Origin of the sequence: Flavobacterium inviolabile, assembly GCF_013389455.1 — a bacterium.
Classification (GTDB): Bacteria; Bacteroidota; Bacteroidia; order Flavobacteriales; family Flavobacteriaceae; genus Flavobacterium; species Flavobacterium inviolabile.
This window is the reverse complement of record NZ_CP058278.1, coordinates 776970-800527: the sequence shown is the minus strand read 5'-3', so window position 1 is coordinate 800527 and position 23558 is coordinate 776970. Positions and strand designations below refer to the sequence as shown.

The window sequence follows — 23558 nt, the reverse complement described above, 5'->3', positions numbered from 1 at the left end:
TATTGGAGGTTTTTTTCTATTATTTTGTATCTTAACCGAATTAACCTTTTAAACTACATTCTTATGTTTAGTTATGCCATTATTATTATAGTTGTATTTCTTTTTTTAGCCTCCTTCTTTACGGTTAAGCAACAATCGTCTGCAATTGTGGAGCGTTTCGGGAAATTCAATAGTATTCGCCATTCCGGATTACAATTAAAAATTCCGGTTATTGACAGGATTGCAGGAAAAGTGAATTTAAGAATCCAGCAATTGGATGTTATTATTGAAACGAAAACAAAAGATAACGTGTTCGTTAAAATGAAAGTTTCCGTTCAGTTTAAAGTAATTCAGGAAAAAGTGTATGATGCTTTCTATAAATTAGAATATCCGCATGATCAGATCACTTCTTATGTATTTGACGTGGTTCGTGCCGAAGTTCCTAAATTAAAATTAGATGATGTTTTTGAAAGAAAAGATGATATTGCTGTAGCTGTAAAACGCGAATTAAATGAAGCGATGACTACTTACGGTTATGATATTATCAATACACTAATCACGGATATTGATCCGGATATTCAGGTTAAAAATGCGATGAACAGAATTAATGCTGCCGATCGTGAAAAAACTGCTGCCGAATATGAAGCAGAAGCAAGCCGTATCCGTATTGTAGCCAAAGCTAAAGCAGAAGCGGAAAGCAAGCGTTTACAAGGTCAGGGTATTGCCGATCAGCGTAGAGAAATTGCACGCGGATTAGTAGAAAGTGTGGATGTGTTGAATAAAGTAGGTATTAATTCACAGGAAGCCTCTGCCTTAATTGTGGTAACACAGCATTATGATACGTTGCAGGCAATTGGTTCCGATACCAATTCGAACCTGATCTTATTACCGAATTCGCCTCAGGCCGGTAGTGACATGCTTAACAACATGGTAGCTTCATTTACAGCTTCAAACCAGGTTGGTGAAGCTATGAAAAATGTTCAGAAAAAGAAAAAGGATGACGGCGCAAGGCCAAATCACGATACTCCGATTCAGGAAGAAGAATAAAAAATATCAAAAGAAAAGAGGCTGTAAAGCCTCTTTTTTATTTGAATAACCTGTTGAATATAAAGCTAAGAATAAGATTTTGTATCGTTCCCGACCTGGTGAAAAAAGAACCTACAGAACCCATAAATCCGGATGTAAGAATTCTGGGAGTAAGATTGTCCCTGGTTTTTTCAACAGCATATACCAGCCGTTGATAGTCCAACTCTTTTTGGATTTTTAATATTTCCAGTTCACGATTGATTTCATCGTATGATGAATATTTCTTTTTTTCCATAATTAGTCATTGAAAAAGAATTCAGAGAATTTTTCAAGAATCGGGCCTTCCACAATTTTATCTTTGATATAATATACAACGATACATAAGATTAAATATAAAATTCCAACGATTAAAAAACCAAGGGCATAACTGCCCAACAGGTTTCCTAAAGCAAAAGCTCCGGCAATGGACAAGAAAAGTACCATCAACATCAAAAATATACTCAAAAGGAATATTTTAAGTATCATTGTTGTTGATTTCATGGCTACTTTAAAAAACCATAGTTTATAGTAAGCCACGTTGCTTTCCAATAATGCTTTGGCATTATCCTGAATCTGCTCGGTATTTTCTTTTAATTTTTCGAAAGCCATAGCCTACTATTTTGTTGCTTTAGCGTGCTGTTTTTTTAAATCTTCCAGTTTTCTTTCCAGTGTGGCAATTACATCTTCTGTTTTATTATCCACATTGGCTACTAAATGATCAAATTCAGATTCTAAATCAAATTTAGCTTTCGAGAATTTATTTTTAAGGTTATGGGTAGCTTCATTAAATTTGTCTTTCAGATGATCTGTTTCTCTGTCGAAACCATCTTTAATTTTTCTTCTTGTTTTAGAACCTTTATCCGGGGCGAATAGTATTCCTGCTCCAGCACCGATAGCTGCTCCAGCCAAAAGTGCCAATAATGTGTTTCCTGCGTTGTTTGACATAATCTCACTTTTTAAAAATTAATAATTATAAACTTACGAAAATAAAAACGGCTAATACGTTAAAAAGGCGTTAATAAATTCTTGTTTATTTCAAAAATTCAATTAGAGGCTTTATTTTGAATCATATTTTTAAAGATAAGAAAATATATTAAGGAAAAATAATAATTGATTTTAAGCTTTTATTTAAAGTCGGTTTTAATAGTTTTTAAATATTAAAATTATATTAATCATAGATAATTTATATAATAAAAAAAGACTCCGTTTTAGGAGTCTTTCATAGTTATTTTCTATTTGCCTTTTCTTCGGCTCTTAATTTTGCAGAAGTTTTAAAATCTCCGGTATGGGACCAACCCGGCGGATAAAAAATATATTTTAAGCGGTCGGTAAATTTGATTCCCGGTTGGGAAGCATCTTTCCAGATATCTTTCCATTCGTGGAAAACAATATTCAACGGACCTTTGTCTTTTATTTCGGAAGTTAAACCAAAACGAACTTCTTCATAGTTGGGATCTTCTTTTTCAAATGTTCCGAAAATCCTGTCCCAGATAATTAAGCCCATTCCCATATTTCTGTCCAGGTATCTTGCATTGGAAGCATGGTGTACACGGTGATGAGAAGGTGTTACCAATATCCATTCCAATATTCCCATGCTTTTCACGGTTTTCGTATGCACCCAGGTTCCATAGATCTGGATAATTGCATAAGCGGCCATAATGTGCCACGGATCAAAACCTAAAAAGGCTATGGGTGAAAAGAATAAATAACGGTATAACGGCTGTAAAACCGGGGATCGGAATCCTGTTGTAATGTTAAAATACCCTGAATTGTGGTGTGTTACGTGAACAGCCCAGAACATTCTTGAATGGTGGTCTACGTAATGGTGCACATAATAGGCAAAGTCCTGCAGCAGGAATACGCCAATCCAGTACCAGATACTGTTAAATTCCAAATCAAAAATGCGGTGCTGATAGAAAAAAAACATCACCCCTATCGCAAAGGCTTTCATGATAATGTCCAAACCGTAGTTCAAACAAGCCATGTAAATATTCGTTAAGGTATCTTTTGTTTCATAGAATTTCTTTTTGTGAGAACGACTATAAAACATTTCAAACAATATGATAATAATGTGTAAAGGTGCTGAGTACAAATAAACGTTAGCAACACCTTGTTCACCTAAAAACTGATCCAACATGATTTTATTCTTTACTTTCTAATTTTGCCCATGTATCCCGCAGGCCTACGGTTTTGTTAAATACTAACTTTTCAGCAGTACTTTCTTTATCGACACAGAAATATCCTAAGCGTTGGAATTGGAAACGATCCCCGTCAACAGCTGTTTTCAGGCTTGGTTCCAAATATCCGGTAATCACCTCTAATGAATTAGGGTTTAAAAATTCTTTAAAATCAATCTCTTTGTTTCCATCCGGGTTTTCATGTGAAAACAAACGGTCATAGATTCTTATTTCTGCCGGAATAGCATGTGAAACGGACACCCAGTGAATAGTACCTTTTACTTTTCTTTTGCTGGCTTCTGTACCGCTGCCACTTCTACTCTCTTCATCATAAGTAGCGTGAATTTCTGTTATATTTCCTTCAGCGTCTTTTACTACGCTTTCGCCTTTAATAATGTAAGCATTTTTCAGACGAACCTCTTTTCCAAGAGTAAGACGGAAGAATTTACTGTTTGCTTCTTCCAGAAAGTCTTCTCTTTCAATATATAATTCTTTAGAAAAAGGAACCGTTCTATAGGTCATAACTTCTTCTTCCGGATTATTTTCTGCTTCCAGCCATTCTTCTTTTCCTTCCGGATAATTGGTAATTACCAGTTTAACCGGATCTAAAACAGCCATGACACGCGGAGTTGTTTTGTTTAAATCTTCACGAACACAGAATTCCAGTAAGGAAACGTCAATCAGGTTGTCGCGTTTGGCAATACCAATGGTATCGGCAAAATTGCGGATAGCAGCCGGTGTATAACCGCGTCTTCTCATTCCTGAAATGGTTGACATTCTCGGATCGTCCCATCCGGTAACATGCCCGTCCTGAACCAATTGTAATAACTTACGTTTACTAACAACAGTATGGGAAAGGTTCCGGCGTGCAAACTCACGTTGTTTAGGACGTGTTAAATTAGTATCGATAATCTGGTCTAAAAACCAATCGTATAATTCTCTGTGAGGTAAAAATTCCAGTGTACAGAAAGAATGGGAAATCTGCTCCAGATAATCACTTTCGCCGTGTGCCCAGTCATACATTGGATAAATACACCATTTATCACCGGTTCTGTGGTGGTGTTTGTGTAAGATTCGGTACATGATAGGATCACGCATCAGCATATTGGTCGCGGTCATATCTATTTTGGCTCTCAAAATATGTGTTCCTTCTTCAAACTCACCATTTTTCATACGTTCGAATAAATCCAGATTTTCTTCAATGGAACGATTTCGGTAAGGACTGTCCACACCAGGTTGTGTAGGTGTTCCTTTTTGTTTCGCCATTTCTTCAGAAGTCTGACTGTCAACGTAAGCTTTTCCTTTTTTAATTAGGGCAACTGTCCAGTCATACAACTGCTGGAAATAATCGGAAGCATAGCATTCATGCGCCCATTCATATCCTAACCATTGTACGTCTCTTTTAATAGCATCTACATATTCCTGCTCTTCCTTAGCCGGATTGGTATCATCAAAACGCAGGTTTACAGGCGCCTGATAATCTAATCCAAGTCCAAAGTTTAAACAAATTGAACTGGCATGCCCAATGTGTAAATAACCATTAGGTTCTGGCGGGAAACGGAAACGTAATTTATCTTGAGATAAACCATTTTTTAAATCTTCCTCAATGATTTGTTCGATAAAATTTAATGATTTTTCTTTTGTTGACATAAAATAAAATTAGAAAGGCAAAGTTACCAAAAATGTTCATTATAAACTCATTTCTTTGAATGCTTATTCAACGAATACGTTCCAAAAAGTTGTACTTTTATCCATTGAAGGAATAACCAATAATTGAATACATTTAAAATGGGAATTATTAAGCTGAAAAACATCAGAACATTTTCTTTTCACGGTTGTTTGGTAGAAGAAAGTAAAATAGGTTCTGATTATAGTGTTGATTTAGAAATAAAAACAGATTTAAGAAAATCATCGGAAACAGATGAGTTGGAAGACACCGTTGATTATGTTCATTTAAACCGTATCGTTCGTGAAGAAATGGCTATCCGTTCGAAATTATTAGAACATGTTACGAAGCGTATTATTGTAAGAATTTTTAAAGAAATTCCTGCTGTTTCCAGAATAATTGTAGCCGTTTCCAAGCTAAATCCGCCTATTGGTGGCGATGTGGAAGCCGTAACGATACAAATGGAAGAATACAGAAGTTAAAATATTATTGATAACGAGCGAATTACAAAATATACCGAATAAATTATCAATTTAGGATTTGGAATTAAAAATATTTTAGTAAGTTTGCCCACCAATAACACTGGCATCGTGGCCGAGTGGCTAGGCAGCGGTCTGCAAAACCGTCTACAGCGGTTCGAATCCGCTCGATGCCTCAGAATTAAAAAAGCTGTCTTCTGACAGCTTTTTTTGTTTTTATATCGTTTGGATGTATAAAAGACTTACTTTTTTTCTTCTATTTTTTCTAAGGTATTTTTTACAAACTCTTTTTCTTTAGGAAACCATCCCTGAATCATTAAAACCATCCCGAAGACCATTAATAAAACACTGCTGAATTTTTTAACCCGGATAATGTTCGTTGGTGTTAATTTTTTGCGCAATTGTTTTGCCAGCATGATTTTACCGATATCGGTAATAAAATAAGAACCGATTACAGCACTAAAAAAAGTAAGCATTCTGCCGGCTTCCATGTCCAGTTTTGGCCCGAAAGTAATAATGATAGCCAGCCAAAAACCAAGTACGCCAATATTAATAAAGTTTAATAAAAAGCCTTTTAGAAAGAGGCTCAGGTAATCTTTTTTAATCAATTCAACCACTTCCTCATCTTCATCTATGGTTTTACTTTTTCTTCGCAGTTTAAAGAAAGTAATCATACCATAAGTAAACATCAGGATGCCCCCGAAAAGAAATAATGCCGGATCATCTTTGATACTCTGGATTAAGCGGACACTACTAAAATATGCAATAGCAATAAAAACAATGTCTCCCAGAATTACCCCCACATCAAAAGACATAGCGGCACGAAACCCTTTAGTGATACTGGTTTCCAGAAGAACAAAGAATACGGGTCCAATCATGAAACTTAAAAAGAATCCTAACGGAATACCGGTAAGAATATCATCAATCATTGAAAGGGTTTTAAGGTGAATTATAAAAAAAAACCTATTAAGAAATAGGTATCTTACAAAGATAGATGAAAAAATGATTTTTCTCTTTAGTTATGCTATTTTGATGCTATTTAACGCCAAAAAACCCACAATCCTGTAGGATCTGTGGGTTAAAAAGAGTCAACAAGTAATAAATCTAGTTCTTAACCACTTTTTGAGTGAATACTTTCCCTTCGGATTGAACGCTTAAAAAATATATTCCAGAAGAAAGATTCGAGCAATCTACGATAACGGATTTATCTGTAATGGCAGTTTTAACCGTTTTCGTTTGCCCTAATGCGTTTGAAATGGAAACCATGTCAATAGCAGCGTTATCATTAGTGATTGTTAACAAGTCTGAAACCGGATTCGGAAAAACGGAAAGAGTATTTTTATCAAAAGATTCAGTACTCAAAGCATTGGATATTGTTACATTAAAATCTAATGTTTCCCCATTGGCATATTGCTGGCAAATAGTTACCGGCAATGCAGGATTTGAAAAAAACACATCGTCATCTTCCACTACTCTTACTCTCAATCTTGTTGTACCGTTTTGTGCACTTGCCGGTACTGTAAAAGAAAATGTTTTACTGGTCACATTCATGTTCATATTAGGATCGTTTATCCGGTCATAATAACCAATACTTTCTCCTGTATCAAATGCATTGTTTTTGTTGTAATCAATCCAGGCATCAATATAATGCATAGTTGATCCGTTAAAGTTGATAGTAATGTTTGCCTGGGAATTTTTAGGCAGATCCTGTGCGGCAACAGTATTGTAAAATTGATAGTTTGGAGCTGCACTTTGGACATTTTTAGTAATTAATGTTGCGTTTTTCAAAACAACTGATGTTATAAAATAATCGGGTAAAGCAAAAGGCTCATTGGAATAATTAGAAGCACAATAAGGACTTGGACTTGCTGTTTGCGCAAAAGAAAAAGTAAAGGAAGTTAACAGTAATAATAAAGTAATTTTCTTCATTCAATATAGGTTTTTAGTTTTTTACAAATCTATTTTTGAAAAGATTATAATCACCATATTTGCGGTGGACAAAAAAGAGGACATCCCATTTTTAGGAGCCTGGGATAATTATAAAAAGATTTATTTCGCATTTTGATTTAATTCAAAAACAGGAATACTTTTTAAAAACAAAACATTATACGTGAAACATTTAAAAGCCATGGGGCTACTTCTTATGGTAGTATTCATTTCTTGTGAAAAGAAAAATAATAGCACCACGCAATTGGAAATAAATAAAAGAACGACCAGTACGGATGAAAACCGGTATTATGATTCTTTGTTTTCATGGTATAAAAAAAAGGATTATGCCCGGCTTGGAAAAGAAATAAAAGAACCCGCTGAGGAGTCTAAAGAAAAAACAGCTGTTCTTAATTTGTACAAAGGATATGTTTACCTGCATCAATCCAGATTTGACTCGGCACAAGTGTTTTTCAATAAAGCGTTACAGGGTTTAAATACAAAGCTATTACAAAGGGAAATGTATTATGGACTAAAGGGCGCCGCGGAATCCTTTTCAAAAATGGGAAAATTTGATGCTGCCATAAACCTTCAGTATAAAGCGCTTGATTTTTTAGAAAAAAGCGATTTAACCGATAAAAACAGACTGTATTACAGTACTATTGGTAATTTGGGAATCAATTTTTTTCTAAATCAGGATTATAATAAATCGGAATTATATGGCGACAAGGCTCTTGCTTATTTTGCAAAGGTAAAAGACAGTTTGAATCTTGCTTATTTTGAATCTGCTAAAGCGGTAATGTTATTTCAGGATGATAAATTTGAAGCATCTGTCCAACTGGCAAAACATTCGCTGGAATTAAGGAAAAAATTAAAGGATATATCCGGACAGGCTGAATCCAACAATAATATCGCAATTGCCTATATGGGTCTGAAAAATTGGGATCTGGCTTTGGAATATCTCTATACTTCAGAAAAACTCTTTCTTTCGGGAGGCAATAACAAGGAAGTACCTATTACGATAATGCATAATATCGCACATTGTTTAAAGGAAAAGAATAATATTGATGGCGCCCTAGCAAAATATGAGTTGGCTTATAAAATTGCACAATCTAAAAAAATGCAGAATGAATCCAGAATCTCATTACAACAGTTGTCCAAACTAGAAAGAATTAAAGGGAATTATAAAGAAGCTTTGGTGTACTATATGAAGTATAGCAAAACAAAGGATACGCTGTTTAATATTCAAAAAGAAAAAGCAATTCAGGATGTTTCGACCAAATATGAAACCAAACAAAAAGAAGAAAAGATAAAACTGCTTCAAAAAGACAAACAGCTTGCCCAAAACCAACGCTGGATGTATGTGGTTACGATTTTATTTTTAATTATAACGGGATCGATTGCTGTTGCTTATTTCGTTTTTAGAAGCCGTAAGAATCAAGAACTGTTCCTTGTGGATAAGAAGCTTCACGAATCGGAAATCGAACGGCTTAAAATAGAAATGGAACTAAAACGAAAAGCGCTGGATAATTTCACAGATAAACTGCTTACAAAATCGGAAATTATTAATGAATTGGAACAGAAACTGAATAGTTTTAATGTAGACCATGACGATGCAATCCATTCCAGAAATATCGGAGAATTAAGCAAAATGAAAATCTTAACAGAGGAAGACTGGTTTTTGTTCAAGGAATACTTTGACAAGGTTTACCCGGGATTTATACCGCATATCCGAAAAAAGCACAATAACTTAACTCCTGGTGAATTGCGGATGCTATTGCTGATCAAACTGAATTTAGATTCTTTTGAAGTAGCGTCCATTCTTGGTATATCGGCAGAGAGCGTTAAAAAAGGACGTTACCGCTTAAAAAAGAAATTAGAACTCATTGATGAAGATCTAAACGCTCATATACAGAGCCTGTCTTTTTAAGCGGTAACGCGGTTTATTATTTTTTGATGATATCAATGCTTCCTCCGGCAAAAGTTTTTTGATTTACTTTTTTAGGATTTCCGTAAACGGTGATATCCCCGCCTGCTCTGGTTTTGGCATCCACCAGATCCGTTGCAAAAACATCTGCTTCACCACCGGCGTTTACCGCAACAGTAGTTTGAGATGTTTCAAAAGTTTTAGCATTTACAATACCTCCGGAATTAATCACAATATCCTGATTTTGTGCCTTACCGCTCAATTTTACAACACCACCTGTTGTAGCACGAACACCGGCTTTTTTAACATCAAGGATCACCTTTATCTGTCCGCCTTTGTTGGCATTTACGGTAAAGTCAACACCTTTCAGGGTTGCTTCACTGGAAACATAAGCACCTTCACTGGCTTCAATGCTTTCAATATTTTTGAAATGTATAATAACGGTTATATCTTCACCTTTCAGGAATTTATCCAGTGGCATACGGATTTTCAAATCCCCGTTTTTGTTCACCACTTCCACTTTTTCGGCGCCTTCCCCTTTAATCTCAATTTTGCTTTCTGATGAAGGAACCAATTGCGCTGAAATTTTATCGAATACTTTTACGGTTGTAAAATCACCAACATTTTTATTTACCTGGGCAAAACCCAATTGCGCGACAATAAGCAATGCTACCAGCATGAAATTGTTTTTCAGATTTGTTTTTATCATAAGAATTACATTTTAAATTAGACTACTCTCTCTTTTTAATAAAATGAAAATCCAATTGTTTTTTAACCAGATCGGCATTTTTCACTTTAACGATAACTTCGTCTCCTAATTGTAAAATATTATGAGAAATTTCTCCAACTAAAGCATATTGCTTCTCATCGAAAGTGTAATAATCATCCCGAATTTCTCTGATGCGAACCATTCCTTCGCATTTATTCTCAATGATTTCTACATAAATTCCCCATTCTGTCACACCGGAAATAACACCCAAAAACTCTTCGTCTTTGTGATCCTGCATGTATTTTACCTGCATGTATTTGATGCTGTCACGCTCTGCGTTTGCCGCAAGGCCTTCCATGGATGAAGAATGAACACATTTTTCTTCATACACTTCTGCATCTGCCGAAGCTCCGCCATCGAGATAATGCTGTAGCAAACGATGTGCCATAACATCGGGATAACGACGAATTGGTGAGGTAAAATGGGAATAATAATCGAATGCCAAACCGTAATGGCCTATGTTTTCAGTAGAATAAACCGCTTTACTCATACTGCGGATAGCAAGTGTATCGACCAGGTTTTGTTCTTTTTTACCCTGAACATCCTCCAGTAAAGTATTCAGTGATTTTGAAATACTGTCCTTGGATTTAAAATTGATGGAATAACCGAATTTTGAAATCACCGTTTGCAGGTTGATTAATTTATCTTCATCCGGTTCATCGTGGATACGGTACACAAATGTTTTCTTTTGTTTTCCGATGAATTCCGCCACTTTTCTGTTGGCAAGCAACATGAACTCCTCAATCAGGTGATTAGCGTCTTTAGCGACCTTAAAATAAACGCCTGTTGGCTCTGCATTTTCATTTAAATGGAATTTCACTTCCACTTTATCAAATGAAATCGCACCGTTATTCAGTCTTTTGCGTCTTAGAATTTTTGCCAGTTCATCCAGTTTTAACGTGGCTTCCACTATAGGGCTATCTACTATATATTCATTTCCGGTTAAGGAAATTTCGGCAGGAATAACATTTCCTTTTGTTTCAATGATCTGTTGTGCCTCTTCATAGGCAAATCGCTGATCGGAATAGGTTACCGTTCTTCCGAACCACTGGTTTACTAATTCTGCTTTTTCATTCAGTTCAAAAACGGCCGAGAAAGTGTACTTTTCTTCATGCGGACGCAAAGAACAGGCAAAATTAGACAATACTTCCGGAAGCATTGGCACTACCCTGTCCACTAAATAAACCGATGTGGCTCTTTTATAGGCCTCTTCGTCCAGGATTGTTCCTTCCTGTACATAATGGGAAACGTCGGCTATGTGGATTCCGATTTCGTAATTGCCGTTCGGAAGTTTTTTAAACGATAAAGCATCGTCAAAATCTTTCGCATCTTTCGGGTCAATCGTGAACGTAAGCGTATCGCGCATGTCACGGCGTTTCAGGATTTCACTTTCCTGAATGGAAGTATCCAGTTTTTGTGCATAGACTTCCACTTCTACCGGGAAATCATACGGCAGGCCGTATTCGGCCAGAATAGCGTGAATTTCAGTATTGTGCTCACCCGGTTTTCCTAAAACTTTGGTAACCGTTCCAAAAGGACTATCGGCTTTTGCCGGCCAGTCTTCAATGTGCACCAATACCACATCGCCATCCTGTGCCTCTCCTATTTTGTCTTTTGGGATAAAAATATCCGTGTACATTTTCGGATTGGCGGTAGCTACAAATGCAAAGTTTTTCTGAATGTCAATAACACCCACAAAATCCGTTTTCTTTCTTTCTACAATTTCAACAACTTCTCCTTCCGGTCTTCTGCCCTTTCTTCTGTTGTAGATATATACTTTTACCTTGTCGCCGTCAAGCGCATGGTTTAAATTGTTGGTCGGGATAAAAACATCATCTTCTAATTCGGCAGCCACAAAATAGGCTGTTTTACGACTGGTCATATCAATGATTCCTTCGAAATAATCGGCTTTGGAGATCACGCGGTACTTTCCGCGATCTATTTCTTCAATCTTTTCTTTGGAGGCCAGGTATTTTAATTCTTTGATGATTTCGTTGCGACTTTGGGTGTCATTCAATTCTAAAACAGAAGCTATTTGTTTATAGTTGAATGTTTTATTAGGATCTTTGGACAGGATTTTAAAAATTTTACCAGAAAAATCTTTCCCTGTCTTTCCTAACTTTTTGTGTTTCTTACTCATGTTTCATTTCTAATATACTGCTAAAATTACAAATAAGTATTAACAATTATGTACAATGAATTAAGATTTATAGAAATAATAACTTTTGTATCTTTATAAAAAGTCTGAGAAATGAACGAATTTATAACGATTGCCGTTTTTGATTATCCGCACGAGATTACCGTGCTGAAACACTTATTGGACCAAAGCCGGATCCAGTACTTTTTTGAAAATGAGACAATGATGAATATCGTACCGATGTATTCTCAGGCTTTGGGAGGAATCAAACTGAAGGTGCATCCGAATGATCTGGAAACAGTTCGGGAAATCCTGAAAAAATTAAATGATGATACAAATTTAAAAATTGTTTAACAGGATTCTTTTCTAACTTTGCAGGGCATAACAACAAACAACAACACAATGAATATTTCAATTGGAAATGACCATGCCGGTCCGGATTATAAACAAGCTATTGTAAAACACTTAGAAGCAAAAGGACACATCGTTACCAACCACGGTACAGATACTTTTGACAGTGTTGATTATCCCGATTTCGGACATGCGGTAGCAACGGATGTTACAGCAGGAAAAGCTGTTTTTGGTATTGTAATCTGCGGCAGCGGAAACGGAATTGCCATTACAGCAAACAAACACCAGGGTATCAGAGCCGCGTTGTGTTGGACTAAGGAAATTGCGGTTTTGGCACGTCAGCACAATGATGCAAACATTATCAGCATCCCGGCGCGTTTTACATCGATACCACAGGCCGTAGAAATGGTGGAAGCGTTTTTAACGACGGATTTTGAAGGCGGCAGACATGCCAACCGGGTGAATAAAATCCCGTTTTGTCAATAATAAACAAGATTAGAAATTATAGAAAAAGCATCCCAAAAGGATGCTTTTTTATTTTTGAATCGTACGGATAAACTCCTGAAAAGTACCGAACGGCAACTGGTTTTTTTTCATTTTTGCAATAAAGCGATCCAGCCTCTCTTCCATTTTGACACCGGTATTTTTGCGCACATAACCCGGAAAACCAAAACGCTCAAAATCATCCAGGTCGGTAAACTCCCAGGGATGGAAATAAATGTTGAGGTATTGGTCTTTCTGATAGGTTTTCTTTGCCATCCAGCTGTACAAATTCAAGGGCAGGTTATGAAATGACAGCCAAAACAGCGGAAAACGTACCAGCGGACTAACAGAAGCCGGTATTTGTAAAACATTGTCCTGCATATAATAGGTTCTGGAAATATGCAGGTTGTTATACCTTCCCGGTAAAAAGGTCGGATTGATGGAACTGTTGTAAGTATATCCGGCTTTTGCCACTTCTTTTTCATCAACGGGCATCATTCTGGGCATTCTGAAACCGGTTACTTTCATGCCGGATAAAGCTTCCAGTTTTTCCCGGGATTCCCGTAAATGCGGCACTTTAAAATCGGAATGATAATAAGTATGGGAAGCCAGCTCATGCCCTGCTCTTTTGATTCTTTCGATAATTTCCGGCGCGTGAATGGCAAAAGTTGCCGTACTGAAAAAAGTGGCTCTGACCTCATGTTTCTCCAGTAAATCCAGGATTTTATGAGAGCCTTCTATTGATATTTGCATTTGATCTTCAAAAGAAATGTCCTTTGAATACTCAAAAGGCATATCGAACTCTTCAATATCAAAACTTAATAAAATCATGACTGGTCTTTTAAATTGGTAGAACGGATAATATAATTCGGCCGGTTCTTAGTCTGCATAAACATTTTGCCCACATAAATCCCGATAATTCCCAGCATGATGAGCTGTAAACCGCCAAAGAAAACGATGGTCATAATGGTGGAAGCCCATCCGGATACTTCAATATGGCTGTAAAAAGCATAAATCACGTAAGGAATGTATAACAGGGACAGCAGGGACATGCTCAGTCCTAAATAAACCGCGGTATACAGTGGTTTTATACTAAAAGACGTTACGCCGTGTAACGCCAGATGAATCATTTTTTTTACGGAATATTTACTGCTTCCGGCAAAACGTTCGGCCGGCGAATAGTGAATACCGTGCTGCTTAAAGCCCAGCCATTTGATCAGCCCTCTTAAAAAAGGTTCTGTTTCGTGGAAATTGCGGAATACATTGACCACTTTACGGTCCAGCAAACGGAAATCGGCCGTACCGGCTTCCAGTTCAATATCCGATAGGGAATTAACCAGCTTGTAAAAAAGATTGGAAGTACTGCGCTTGGCTTTCGAAAGGCGTTTGTCTTCTTCCCGGATGGTATAAACAATATCATAGCCTTCCTCCCATTTTACCAGCATATCCGGAATGATTTCCGGCGGATGCTGTGCATCGCAGTCCAGAGAAACCACACAGTCCCCATAGGCATTGTCCAAACCGGCTTTAACCGCTAACTGATGCCCGAAATTTTTTGAAAACTCTAAAAAATAAACATTATTATTTTCTTTAGACAAAGCCATAACCGTATTTATCGTTTCGTCTTTACTCCCGTCATCAATAAAAATAGCCTCCCAGTTATAGGGTAACGTATCAAAAACAACCTTGATTTTATCAAAGATGTGCCGGACATTTTCGGCTTCATTATAAGCCGGGATGATTATGGAAACTAATTTTCGCATACGGTAACGGATTTAGGTTTGAAATCTTTCGTTAGCATTTCATAAATAATAGTAAACCAGATTATTACACAGGGAAGTGCTTTCAAGGCATGATTTCTGATGAAAACACGGGCCACTTTCGGGAATAAATCGGTTGGTGAAAATGAAGTCAGCAGGATTGCAAAAACCAGTAATGCAATATCCCATTTGGTATGTTTTGACTTGCTCATAAACCAGATGGCAACACCTGTAAAAGCAATAATATACGTTGGCGATTCGGATCCGCTGCTAAAGATCACCGTAAAAATTAACGTGGATGCCAAAAGCAATAAACGGTATTCCAGAAAGCGGTATTGACTGATGCGAAGGTAAGTAGACCCGAATAACAAAACACCGCCCAGTAAAAACGGGGAATTCGGGATTGTAGGATCACCTAACGTTCTGCGTACCAGTCCCATGATTGAAATATCCTGATACGAATCCAGTGAAATATTGGAAGAATTTTTATAAACCAAAGTGTTGAACCATTCTACATAGGTATCGATTATGAACTTAGGGGAAGACAATACCATGGGCAGTACAAAAAGCAATACCGTCCAGAAAACCAGCCCCAGGATAAACGAGATCTTTTTCTTGGTAAAGAAGAAAAATGCCAGTCCCACAACGCCGTAAAGTTTTATAAACGCACAACTGATTATCGGGAAAGTCGCAATCAGGTTTTTATTTTTTAACGTAAAGGAAAAAGCAATCAAGATGGCTCCTGTAAGGAAAATATTAAACTGAAAGCTAAGCAAAGCGGTGATCAGCTCATTCGCACAGATAAGCGTAATTATTGCCTTGATTTTATTGGAAAGCGGCAGGCTGTAAATACCGAATGCAAAAACCAGTACACTGCATACATTCCAGAAAAACATTCCCAGATAGTCCGGTAAAAGGGCAAAAGGGGCAATAAAGATGGCAAATACAGGACCGTAGTGATTGCGATCCCAATATTCGGCAGGATAGTGGTCGTAAAGTGATTTGGATTCGATGAGGTGCCAGAACGTGTATTTGAAAATCGAATAGTTGTTGTAACTACCGTTCGTAAATTGTTTTACCGCAATTAATCCGGCTAAAATGACAAGGATTCCAAAAATATATTTTGGATTCAAAAGAAATGAAAACTTTGAAAAATTAAATTTTGTAGGATTCTGAGTCAAAATAGTTTGAATTTAGTAAGATGTTTGACAAATATATTGATTTTGAACGAATTCTGTCGACACTTTTCTACCGGTCAGAAACCTGATCCGGACTGGAAAAATACGGTAGCAGCAGGTATAAAATGATGACCTGGATAGCAAATACCACTGCAAATTTCCATAAAAAGGAACCTTTTGCAATTTTGTGACGAAACAGCAGTATTCCGGATAAGGCACCCATCGTACCGCCAAAAAAGGCGAGTAGTAAAAGCGTTCTTTCAGCAATTCTGCTTTTGCGATTAACAGCCAGCCATTTGTCTAATCCGAAAGTAAATAACGTTATACCGTTAATTACCAGAAGAAAACATAATAATGGGGACATTGTTATAAAATTTCTGCCAAAGATAGTATTTTAGCCTACTATATATTAGCTTTTCGCGCTAAGGTTAATAAAATTTTAAACACCCATTTTTATTTTAAGGATGAACACGATTGAATACATTCTGAAGCACGTTCAGACCGCTCCAAAAAATATAGAAAATACGCTGCAGCTTCTATCGGAAGATTGTACGATTCCTTTTATTGCCCGTTACCGGAAAGACCGTACCGGGAATCTGGATGAGGTAGTCATTGAACAGATTGCCAAACTGAATCTGACTTTTGAAGCCATCAGCAAACGAAAAGAAGCGATCATCAAGGCAATTCAGGAACAAAATGCCTTAACGCCGGAACTGGAACAGAAGATCAACAGCAGTTTCGATCTGAACGATCTGGAAGATTTATACCTGCCGTATAAAAAGAAAAGAAAGACAAAGGCCGATGTTGCCCGTGAAAACGGATTGGAGCCTTTGGCAAAAATTATAATGGCACAAAATGCCGACGATCTGGATTTTATCGCTTCAAAATACCTGAACGGTAATGTTGCCAGCGAAGAGGAAGCTTTGCAGGGTGCCAGAGATATCGTGGCAGAATGGATTAATGAAAATATCTACATCCGGAAAAACCTGAGACGATTGTTTCAACGCAAAGCGGTTGTGGAAACCAAAGTGGTAAAAGCCAAGCGGGAAGAAGAAGGAGCTAAGAAATTTGAGCAGTATTTTGAGTGGTCGGAATCCATTACCAAAGCACCATCACACCGTTTATTAGCCATGCTTCGGGCAGAAAATGAAGGCTATGTAAAAATGAAGGTGGCTGTAGAACCGGAGGAAGCTTTAGATTTTATTGAAGAAAATGTCATTAAGAATCCTAAAAAAGAAACAGCGGGACATCTTAAAAAAGCGATTTCGGATAGTTATAAAAGACTGTTAGAACCGGCCATTTCGAATGAAACCTTACAGGAAGCAAAAGCGAAAGCAGATGCGAGTTCCATCCAGGTTTTTGCCGGAAACCTGGTACAGCTTTTATTGGCACCGCCTTTAGGAGAAAAACGAATTCTGGCAATAGATCCGGGATTTAGAACCGGCTGTAAAGTGGTTTGTCTGGATGAAAAGGGCGATTTGCTGTACAACGAAACGATTTTCCCGCATGCGCCGCAGAACGAATCGGCTATGGCGATGAAAAAGATCCGTTCGATGGTGAACTCTTATAAAATTGATGCGATTTCCATTGGAAACGGAACGGCTTCGAGAGAAACCGAGTTTTTTATTAAAAAAATAGTCTTTGATAAACTGCTGCAGGTATTTGTGGTGAGCGAAGCCGGAGCTTCGATTTATTCCGCATCTAAAATTGCCCGTGATGAATTCCCGAATTACGATATTACCGTTAGAGGTGCCGTTTCTATTGGTCGTCGTTTGTCGGATCCGTTAGCAGAACTGGTTAAGATCGACCCGAAATCAATCGGAGTGGGGCAATACCAGCATGATGTAGACCAGTCGTTGCTGAAAAATGAACTGGACACGGTGGTTACCCGTTGTGTAAACTCTGTGGGAATCAATATCAACACGGCGAGTAAATCGTTGTTGAGCTATGTGTCGGGAATCGGGGAGAAGATGGCGGAGAATATTGTTGCCTATCGTTCCGAAAACGGAGCTTTTGAAAGCAGAAGCCAGTTAAAGAAAGTACCGCGACTGGGCGAAAAAGCCTTTCAGCAGGCGGCGGCTTTTATCCGCATCAGCAATGCTAAAAATCCGCTGGACAATTCGGCCGTGCATCCGGAAGCCTATAAGATCGTGGAAAAAATGGCGAAGGATCTTAAAATATCGGTTAACGAACTGATTGCAAACAAGGAGAAGATCGGGCAGATCCAGCTGGAAAATTATATTACAGAGGAGATTGGTTTGCTGAGTTTGAAAGATATCGTAAAAGAATTGGAAAAACCGGGACTGGATCCGCGAAAATCGGCTAAAGTATTCGAATTTGATGCGAATGTAAAATCAATTAAAGATATAAGAACCGGAATGGTATTGCCGGGAATTGTGAATAACATTACCAATTTTGGCTGTTTTGTAGACATCGGAATTAAAGAAAGCGGACTGGTTCATATTTCACAGCTCAAAGAAGGTTTTGTGAGCGATGTGAATGAAGTGGTCAAGCTGCACCAGCATGTACAGGTAAAAGTGACCGAAGTGGATGAAGACCGTAAAAGAATACAATTGAGTATGATACTATAAACAAAAAGAGGCTGTAAAAAACAAACAGCCTCTTTTTATATTTCAGGATTTCTAAGGAATAAAAATATAGAAATCCAAGTTTAAAAAGTCGTTTACTTTTACAGCCTCTAAAAAAAAGTATTACAAAAAATTACTCTTTAGTTTCTTCTTTCTTAGTATTGGAAGGTTGATCGTCTTTAGCAGCATTTTTAAATTCCTTAATACCGGAACCTAAACCTTTCATCAATTCAGGAATTTTTTTACCACCGAATAGAAGAACAATTACTACTACGATTAATATTATTTCTGTTGCACCAAGCTTTCCCATTGTTAATGTGTTTATTATTTCAAAAAGTTTATTTCATCAAAGAGAGAACAAAGTTAGGTATAAATACGATTTGACGAATAAATATTTAGAGCTTTTTAGTATTGACGGCTAAAATTTAGGATTTCTTTAACCTAATTGCTAAAAACCAATATACATTAAGGATTAAGAAAGCGAATATTAAATTATTATATTTGTGAATTAAACCAATAAAATGTCTGCAAAGAGACTAAAGAGACAGCTTTTAAAAAAGAAGTTATTCAATAAAAACCGGTTGGTTATATTGAACGAAGATACATTTGAAGAGATTTTTTCATTGAAATTAAACCTGATGAATGTTTTCGTCAGCCTGACCATTTCGACTATTTTTTTAATTACCGGAACCACCTTTATTATTGCTTTTACACCGCTTCGGGAATACATTCCGGGATACTCTTCAACCAAACTGAAAAGGGAAGCAACGCAGCTGGCAATGAAATCGGATTCGCTGGAAAGAGCCATCAGGCAAAACAACCTGTATGTAGAATCGATCAAGAAAGTGCTCACCGGCGATCTGGAATATGCAAAACTAAATAAGGATTCCATTAAGGTAGAACAGAAAGACAAAGTGGAAACGGTCGCTTTAAATCCGTCTAAAACCGATTTAAAGCTACGGGAACAGGTGGCTTTGGAAGACAAATACAATGTTTTTGAAAAGGCAAAACCAAGAGTGAACCTGGTATTACTACCGCCGGTAAAAGGACATATTGCCGAAAAATATAATGCAAAGAACAAACACTTTTTTGTGAGTATTGCGTTAACTAAGAATACACCGATAAAGTCGATTGCCAACGGAACCGTTGTTTTTGCCGACTGGACACCTACAAACGGGCAGGTAATTATTATCCGTCATAATGACGGGATTATTTCCGTTTACAAACGAGCGGCATCTTTGACAAAGTCGGAAGGAGATGTTGTAAAATCGGGCGAAGTGGTTGCGCTGGCCGGAATGACCGGAATTCATCCGGATGTGCAGCTTTATTTTGAGCTCTGGAAGGATGGCTACCCGATTGACCCGACGCAGTTTATTGATTTTGAATAGTATATTATGGAGTGGATTCGTGCGTTATTACAGTTGCCGTTACTGGCCGGAGGGATATTTATTATAACCGGTATGGTTTTGTATTTGTTTCCGCCCGGGAAGATTAACGGTTTATACGGTTACCGGACTGCTGCTTCCATGCAGTCGACAGAGCGCTGGAATTTTGCCCAGAAATATTCGGCTAAAGAAATCATCAAAAGCGGTTTCTTTTTAGTGCTGATTTCGATGATTAACCTGGTAATCAACGTAAAAAGTGAAATAGAATTTGTAGTCAGTATTGCCATCGTACTGGTCTTTGTTTTTATACCCATTTACAGAACCGAAAAAGCAATACGTAAAAAGTTTGCGACTAATTATAATTAAGATCCAATGTCGATAAAATCGATTGTTGCTAAAATATTAGCGAAAAACATATACAATAAAACACAGCAGTGGGCGAAAAACCCTGTTGCCACACAGGAAAAAGTTTTTTCTGAGTTAATTCAAAATGCCAGACAGACCCATTTTGGCAAAGACCATAATTTTTCGGCGATTACCACTATTGCAGATTTCCAGAAACAGGTTCCTGTACGGGATTATGAGGAGTTAAAACCGTATATTGACCGTATGGTAAAAGGGGAAGAAGATGTTTTGTGGAAAGGGAAACCGATTTATCTTGCCAAAACTTCCGGAACCACTTCCGGTGCCAAATACATTCCGCTTACGAAAGAATCCATGCCTTTTCACATAGAAGCTGCCCGGAATGCGATCTTGCATTATATTCATGAAACCGGGAATGCCAAATTTGTGGATGGCAAGATGATTTTTTTGCAGGGAAGTCCGATACTGGAAGAAAAAAACGGCATAAAACTGGGACGTCTTTCCGGAATTGTGGCGCATTATGTGCCGAAATACCTGCAACGAAACAGAATGCCGAGCTGGGAAACCAATTGTATTGAAGACTGGGAAACCAAAGTGAATGCCATAGTGGAAGAAACCTATGACGAAAACATGATGGTTATTTCCGGGATTCCTTCCTGGGTTCAAATGTATTTTGAAAAGCTGAAAGAGAAAGGGCAAAAACCGGTTGGTGAAATTTTCAAGAATTTTAATTTGTTTATTTACGGCGGTGTGAACTACGAACCCTATCGTGCCAAGTTTGAAGACCTGATCGGGAGAAGGGTAGACAGTATTGAACTGTTTCCGGCTTCGGAAGGGTTTTTTGCATACCAGGATACGCAAAAAGAGAAAGGAATGCTGCTGCTGCTGAACTCCGGAATTTTCTATGAGTTCATTAAAAGTGAGGATTTTTTCAAGGACAGTCCTAAAAGGTATACGATTGGAGAAGTGGAATTGGGCGTGAATTATGTCCTGATTATTTCTACCAATGCCGGGCTTTGGTCTTATAATATCGGCGATACGGTTCAGTTTACCAGTTTAGCGCCCTACCGTGTTATTGTTTCCGGAAGAATTAAACATTATATTTCGGCTTTTGGAGAGCATGTTATCGGAAAAGAAGTGGAAGCGGCTTTACAGGAGGCAATGGCAGCTACCGCTATTCGTATAAATGAGTTTACGGTTGCGCCGCAAATCACGCCAGAAGAAGGATTACCGTATCATGAATGGTTTATTGAATTTGAACAGGAACCGGAAAAACTGTCGGAATTTGAATTAAAGATCGATCAGGCGATGCGAAAGCAGAATGTGTATTATGACGATTTAATTTCCGGTAATGTATTGCGGACAGTGGTGGTAACACCGGTTGTTAAAAACGCGTTTCACGATTATATGAAATCGGAAGGAAAATTGGGCGGACAGAATAAATTGCCGAGATTGTCGAATGACCGGAAGATTGCCGATAAGCTAACGAAAAAATAATATAAATCGATTTGTTTAAGTGCTATTTTTAATTGCGGCAAACCGTATCGTTTCCCGGGAATTTGCTTTAAAGGAAACGTTGACAAACTAAAAAATAAAAATCCTACATTTGTAGGTTAGTAAATAGAAAGAAATATGAAAGAGATTAAAAACATTTCGCGTTCACGCGCACAGGAATCATCGGCAGCAATTGAACGTTTGTATATTACCATGCGTCATTTGTTCAATAGAGGATTCTATAAACCAATGGGGGTTTCAGGAGAAACATTACGGGAAGCATTATTGTCTTTGCGTCCTGAAATATATGGTTCCATAGCAGAAGAAAAAGTAGAGTTAAACGGATTACTGTATGTAATTGAACGTTTACCGATAGGAATAGAAGAATGCCGTTATATCAATCTGACCTCAGATGAAGGATATTCCAAATCGCATTTCCAGGCAATAGTTCCTCCGAAAAGAAAGAGAAACTGTTACCGTATTGACGATGAGCAGATGAATATCGAAATCACGAGAGGACGTTCGGATATCTATGATATTTTAACGCATCTTACCTTTATCTTTATCGAGTCGCATAAAATCAAGGACAGGGTTTTGATTGATGAGGACGGAAGATTGACCCGTGACTGGGAAAAGCTGGAACAGGTGATCCTGCAGAACAAAAAACTGACACTGGTGGAAAGAGAAAAAGCAATTTCCCACGTGTCCAATATTTTGGGAAGAACATTTGCTGAGGTTCTGGATATCTATGATGATTTTGCCACACAACAGGCACCGGAACGTTTCCTGCACATTATTTACTGGTTAGGAAAACTGGCCATAGAAGAAGTGGTTGACAATAACAAAAGAACAATTACGTTCAGCCCGATTTTAAGAGAGCGTTTAGGACATCACATACACGGTGAGATCTGGGCAAACAACATCAAGAAAGTTCTGCAAAAGAACAAATTGATTGACAGACCTATTCACGTTATCAGTGCGAATATGCACAGTGTGATGAATTCCCTTTTTGCAACTCATGTATTAAAAGCAAAATTCAAAGACCAATCGGACTTTGTTATTTATGAAGAGCTGAGTAAATCCGGAAATAGCGATGTTCGCTCGAAAGTAGAAGAATTTGCTACAAAACACGGAATGATTTCATTACCGGATACATCCGGAACCAATATTGACGTTCAGATTTTTGATACGGCAAAAATTGACTGGAATAAATCGGCATTTCCAAAAGCAACGGTAGAAGGAGAGCATCCGGTTATCATTGTAATGGATTATGCTTTCGGTGAGCAGGCTTATGAGACTATTGATGAGCTTTTAAAACCGTATAAAAACGATGAAGGAAAATTATTCCTGAATGTTGCATCGGTTTCGATTATGGGTAAAGCCGGAATTTTAGAAGGCGGAAAAGGAGACATTATGATTCCTTCGGCACACATCAATGAGGGAACAGGAGATAATTATCCATTCGATAATGAACTGTCTGCCGAAATGTTTGTAGGCAATGATATACCTGTTTTTGCAGGACCAATGATAACGGTTTTAGGAACGTCTTTACAGAATAAGGATTTACTGAAATTTTTCCATGAATCCACCTGGGGAGTAATCGGACTGGAAATGGAAGGGGCTTATTATCAAAAAGCAATTCAGTCGGCTTCCAAAATCAGAAAGAGCATTCCGTCTAACGTAAAAGTCCGTTATGCTTATTATGCATCGGATAACCCGTTAGAAACAGGAAGTACATTGGCTTCCGGAGGATTGGGAACAACAGGAGTGAAACCAACCTATTTAATTACAATTAAGATTTTAGAACAAATTTTCAATATCAAATAACCAT

At 37.6% G+C, this 23558-nt stretch carries 24 protein-coding genes and 1 tRNA gene; 11 read left to right on the top strand and 14 right to left on the bottom strand.

Going from position 1 to position 23558, the window contains the following annotated elements:
• Positions 1 to 63: 63 nt before the first annotated feature.
• Complete coding sequence (locus tag HW120_RS03735) at positions 64 to 1026, top strand: SPFH domain-containing protein (protein ID WP_177730944.1); 963 nt, start codon at positions 64 to 66, stop codon at positions 1024 to 1026.
• Between the two features lie 37 nt (positions 1027 to 1063).
• Here the strand turns inward: HW120_RS03735 and HW120_RS03730 are convergent, their stop codons facing one another.
• The 5 genes from HW120_RS03730 to HW120_RS03710 form a co-directional block, all read right to left on the bottom strand.
• Positions 1064 to 1300, bottom strand: a complete 237-nt coding sequence (locus tag HW120_RS03730) for a DUF6327 family protein (protein WP_177730942.1) — start codon at positions 1298 to 1300, stop codon at positions 1064 to 1066.
• Positions 1301 to 1302: 2 nt separating this feature from the next.
• Complete coding sequence (locus HW120_RS03725) at positions 1303 to 1653, bottom strand: phage holin family protein (RefSeq protein WP_177730940.1); 351 nt, start codon at positions 1651 to 1653, stop codon at positions 1303 to 1305.
• 6 nt (positions 1654 to 1659) lie between these two features.
• A complete protein-coding gene (locus HW120_RS03720) occupies positions 1660 to 1989 on the bottom strand; it encodes a YtxH domain-containing protein (RefSeq protein WP_177730938.1) in 330 nt (109 codons plus the stop codon).
• A gap of 280 nt (positions 1990 to 2269) precedes the next feature.
• Positions 2270 to 3181 (bottom strand): sterol desaturase family protein, encoded by a 912-nt coding sequence (locus tag HW120_RS03715; protein ID WP_177730936.1) that lies wholly within the window; start codon positions 3179 to 3181, stop codon positions 2270 to 2272.
• Positions 3182 to 3185: 4 nt separating this feature from the next.
• Positions 3186 to 4871: a glutamine--tRNA ligase/YqeY domain fusion protein gene (locus HW120_RS03710; protein ID WP_177730934.1), complete on the bottom strand. Its 1686-nt coding sequence runs from the start codon at positions 4869 to 4871 to the stop codon at positions 3186 to 3188.
• 138 nt (positions 4872 to 5009) lie between these two features.
• Here HW120_RS03710 and folB point away from each other — a divergent pair, with 138 nt between their 5' ends.
• Together folB and HW120_RS03700 are read left to right on the top strand one after the other, a co-directional pair.
• Positions 5010 to 5369 carry a dihydroneopterin aldolase gene (gene folB, locus HW120_RS03705; protein WP_177730932.1) on the top strand — a complete coding sequence of 120 codons (360 nt, stop codon included), beginning with the start codon at positions 5010 to 5012 and terminating at the stop codon, positions 5367 to 5369.
• A 102-nt stretch (positions 5370 to 5471) separates the two neighbouring features.
• Positions 5472 to 5542 (top strand) — tRNA-Cys (locus tag HW120_RS03700).
• 66 nt (positions 5543 to 5608) lie between these two features.
• On the opposite strand, the gene HW120_RS03695 is transcribed toward HW120_RS03700, so the two are convergent.
• Together HW120_RS03695 and HW120_RS03690 are read right to left on the bottom strand one after the other, a co-directional pair.
• The gene (locus HW120_RS03695; RefSeq protein WP_177730930.1) at positions 5609 to 6295 is read right to left on the bottom strand and encodes a LysE family translocator; all 687 of its coding nucleotides are present in this window, start codon (positions 6293 to 6295) and stop codon (positions 5609 to 5611) included.
• Positions 6296 to 6470: 175 nt separating this feature from the next.
• Entirely contained in the window at positions 6471 to 7295 is an 825-nt protein-coding gene (locus tag HW120_RS03690) for a T9SS type A sorting domain-containing protein (RefSeq protein ID WP_177730928.1), read from the bottom strand.
• 181 nt (positions 7296 to 7476) lie between these two features.
• On the opposite strand from HW120_RS03690, the gene HW120_RS03685 reads away from it, so the two are divergent.
• Positions 7477 to 9222: a transcriptional regulator gene (locus HW120_RS03685; protein ID WP_177730926.1), complete on the top strand. Its 1746-nt coding sequence runs from the start codon at positions 7477 to 7479 to the stop codon at positions 9220 to 9222.
• Positions 9223 to 9238: 16 nt separating this feature from the next.
• Here the strand turns inward: HW120_RS03685 and HW120_RS03680 are convergent, their stop codons facing one another.
• Both HW120_RS03680 and rnr read right to left on the bottom strand, forming a co-directional pair.
• Entirely contained in the window at positions 9239 to 9928 is a 690-nt protein-coding gene (locus HW120_RS03680; protein ID WP_246297028.1) for a head GIN domain-containing protein, read from the bottom strand.
• A gap of 22 nt (positions 9929 to 9950) precedes the next feature.
• Complete coding sequence (rnr, locus tag HW120_RS03675) at positions 9951 to 12128, bottom strand: ribonuclease R (RefSeq protein WP_177730924.1); 2178 nt, start codon at positions 12126 to 12128, stop codon at positions 9951 to 9953.
• A gap of 111 nt (positions 12129 to 12239) precedes the next feature.
• On the opposite strand from rnr, the gene HW120_RS03670 reads away from it, so the two are divergent.
• Both HW120_RS03670 and rpiB read left to right on the top strand, forming a co-directional pair.
• Positions 12240 to 12479 (top strand): DUF2007 domain-containing protein, encoded by a 240-nt coding sequence (locus tag HW120_RS03670; protein WP_177730922.1) that lies wholly within the window; start codon positions 12240 to 12242, stop codon positions 12477 to 12479.
• 48 nt (positions 12480 to 12527) lie between these two features.
• Positions 12528 to 12962, top strand: coding sequence for a ribose 5-phosphate isomerase B (rpiB, locus tag HW120_RS03665; RefSeq protein WP_177730920.1), 435 nt, complete (start codon positions 12528 to 12530; stop codon positions 12960 to 12962).
• A gap of 48 nt (positions 12963 to 13010) precedes the next feature.
• Here rpiB and HW120_RS03660 read toward each other — a convergent pair whose 3' ends face one another.
• The 4 genes from HW120_RS03660 to HW120_RS03645 form a co-directional block, all read right to left on the bottom strand.
• Positions 13011 to 13790 carry a polysaccharide deacetylase family protein gene (locus HW120_RS03660; RefSeq protein ID WP_177730918.1) on the bottom strand — a complete coding sequence of 260 codons (780 nt, stop codon included), beginning with the start codon at positions 13788 to 13790 and terminating at the stop codon, positions 13011 to 13013.
• Positions 13787 to 14722, bottom strand: coding sequence for a glycosyltransferase family 2 protein (locus HW120_RS03655; RefSeq protein ID WP_177730916.1), 936 nt, complete (start codon positions 14720 to 14722; stop codon positions 13787 to 13789). The genes HW120_RS03660 and HW120_RS03655 overlap by 4 nt, the downstream gene beginning before the upstream one ends.
• Positions 14710 to 15852, bottom strand: coding sequence for a glycosyltransferase family 87 protein (locus HW120_RS03650; RefSeq protein ID WP_246297027.1), 1143 nt, complete (start codon positions 15850 to 15852; stop codon positions 14710 to 14712). Before HW120_RS03650 ends, HW120_RS03655 begins: the two co-directional genes overlap by 13 nt.
• 115 nt (positions 15853 to 15967) lie before the next feature.
• Positions 15968 to 16261, bottom strand: a complete 294-nt coding sequence (locus HW120_RS03645; protein ID WP_177730914.1) for a DUF1294 domain-containing protein — start codon at positions 16259 to 16261, stop codon at positions 15968 to 15970.
• A gap of 100 nt (positions 16262 to 16361) precedes the next feature.
• Here HW120_RS03645 and HW120_RS03640 point away from each other — a divergent pair, with 100 nt between their 5' ends.
• Complete coding sequence (locus HW120_RS03640) at positions 16362 to 18488, top strand: Tex family protein (protein ID WP_177730912.1); 2127 nt, start codon at positions 16362 to 16364, stop codon at positions 18486 to 18488.
• Positions 18489 to 18618: 130 nt separating this feature from the next.
• Here HW120_RS03640 and tatA read toward each other — a convergent pair whose 3' ends face one another.
• The gene (gene tatA / locus HW120_RS03635; RefSeq protein ID WP_177730910.1) at positions 18619 to 18795 is read right to left on the bottom strand and encodes a twin-arginine translocase TatA/TatE family subunit; all 177 of its coding nucleotides are present in this window, start codon (positions 18793 to 18795) and stop codon (positions 18619 to 18621) included.
• Between the two features lie 280 nt (positions 18796 to 19075).
• On the opposite strand from tatA, the gene HW120_RS03630 reads away from it, so the two are divergent.
• The 4 genes from HW120_RS03630 (at position 19076) to HW120_RS03615 (ending at position 23554) form a co-directional block, all read left to right on the top strand.
• Complete coding sequence (locus HW120_RS03630) at positions 19076 to 19873, top strand: murein hydrolase activator EnvC family protein (RefSeq protein ID WP_317168413.1); 798 nt, start codon at positions 19076 to 19078, stop codon at positions 19871 to 19873.
• Positions 19874 to 19879: 6 nt separating this feature from the next.
• Positions 19880 to 20236, top strand: coding sequence for an SdpI family protein (locus HW120_RS03625; protein WP_177730906.1), 357 nt, complete (start codon positions 19880 to 19882; stop codon positions 20234 to 20236).
• Positions 20237 to 20242: 6 nt separating this feature from the next.
• Positions 20243 to 21730, top strand: coding sequence for a GH3 auxin-responsive promoter family protein (locus tag HW120_RS03620; protein WP_177730904.1), 1488 nt, complete (start codon positions 20243 to 20245; stop codon positions 21728 to 21730).
• Positions 21731 to 21865: 135 nt separating this feature from the next.
• Positions 21866 to 23554, top strand: a complete 1689-nt coding sequence (locus HW120_RS03615; RefSeq protein ID WP_177730902.1) for a DUF6909 family protein — start codon at positions 21866 to 21868, stop codon at positions 23552 to 23554.
• The last annotated feature ends 4 nt before the right edge of the window (positions 23555 to 23558 follow it).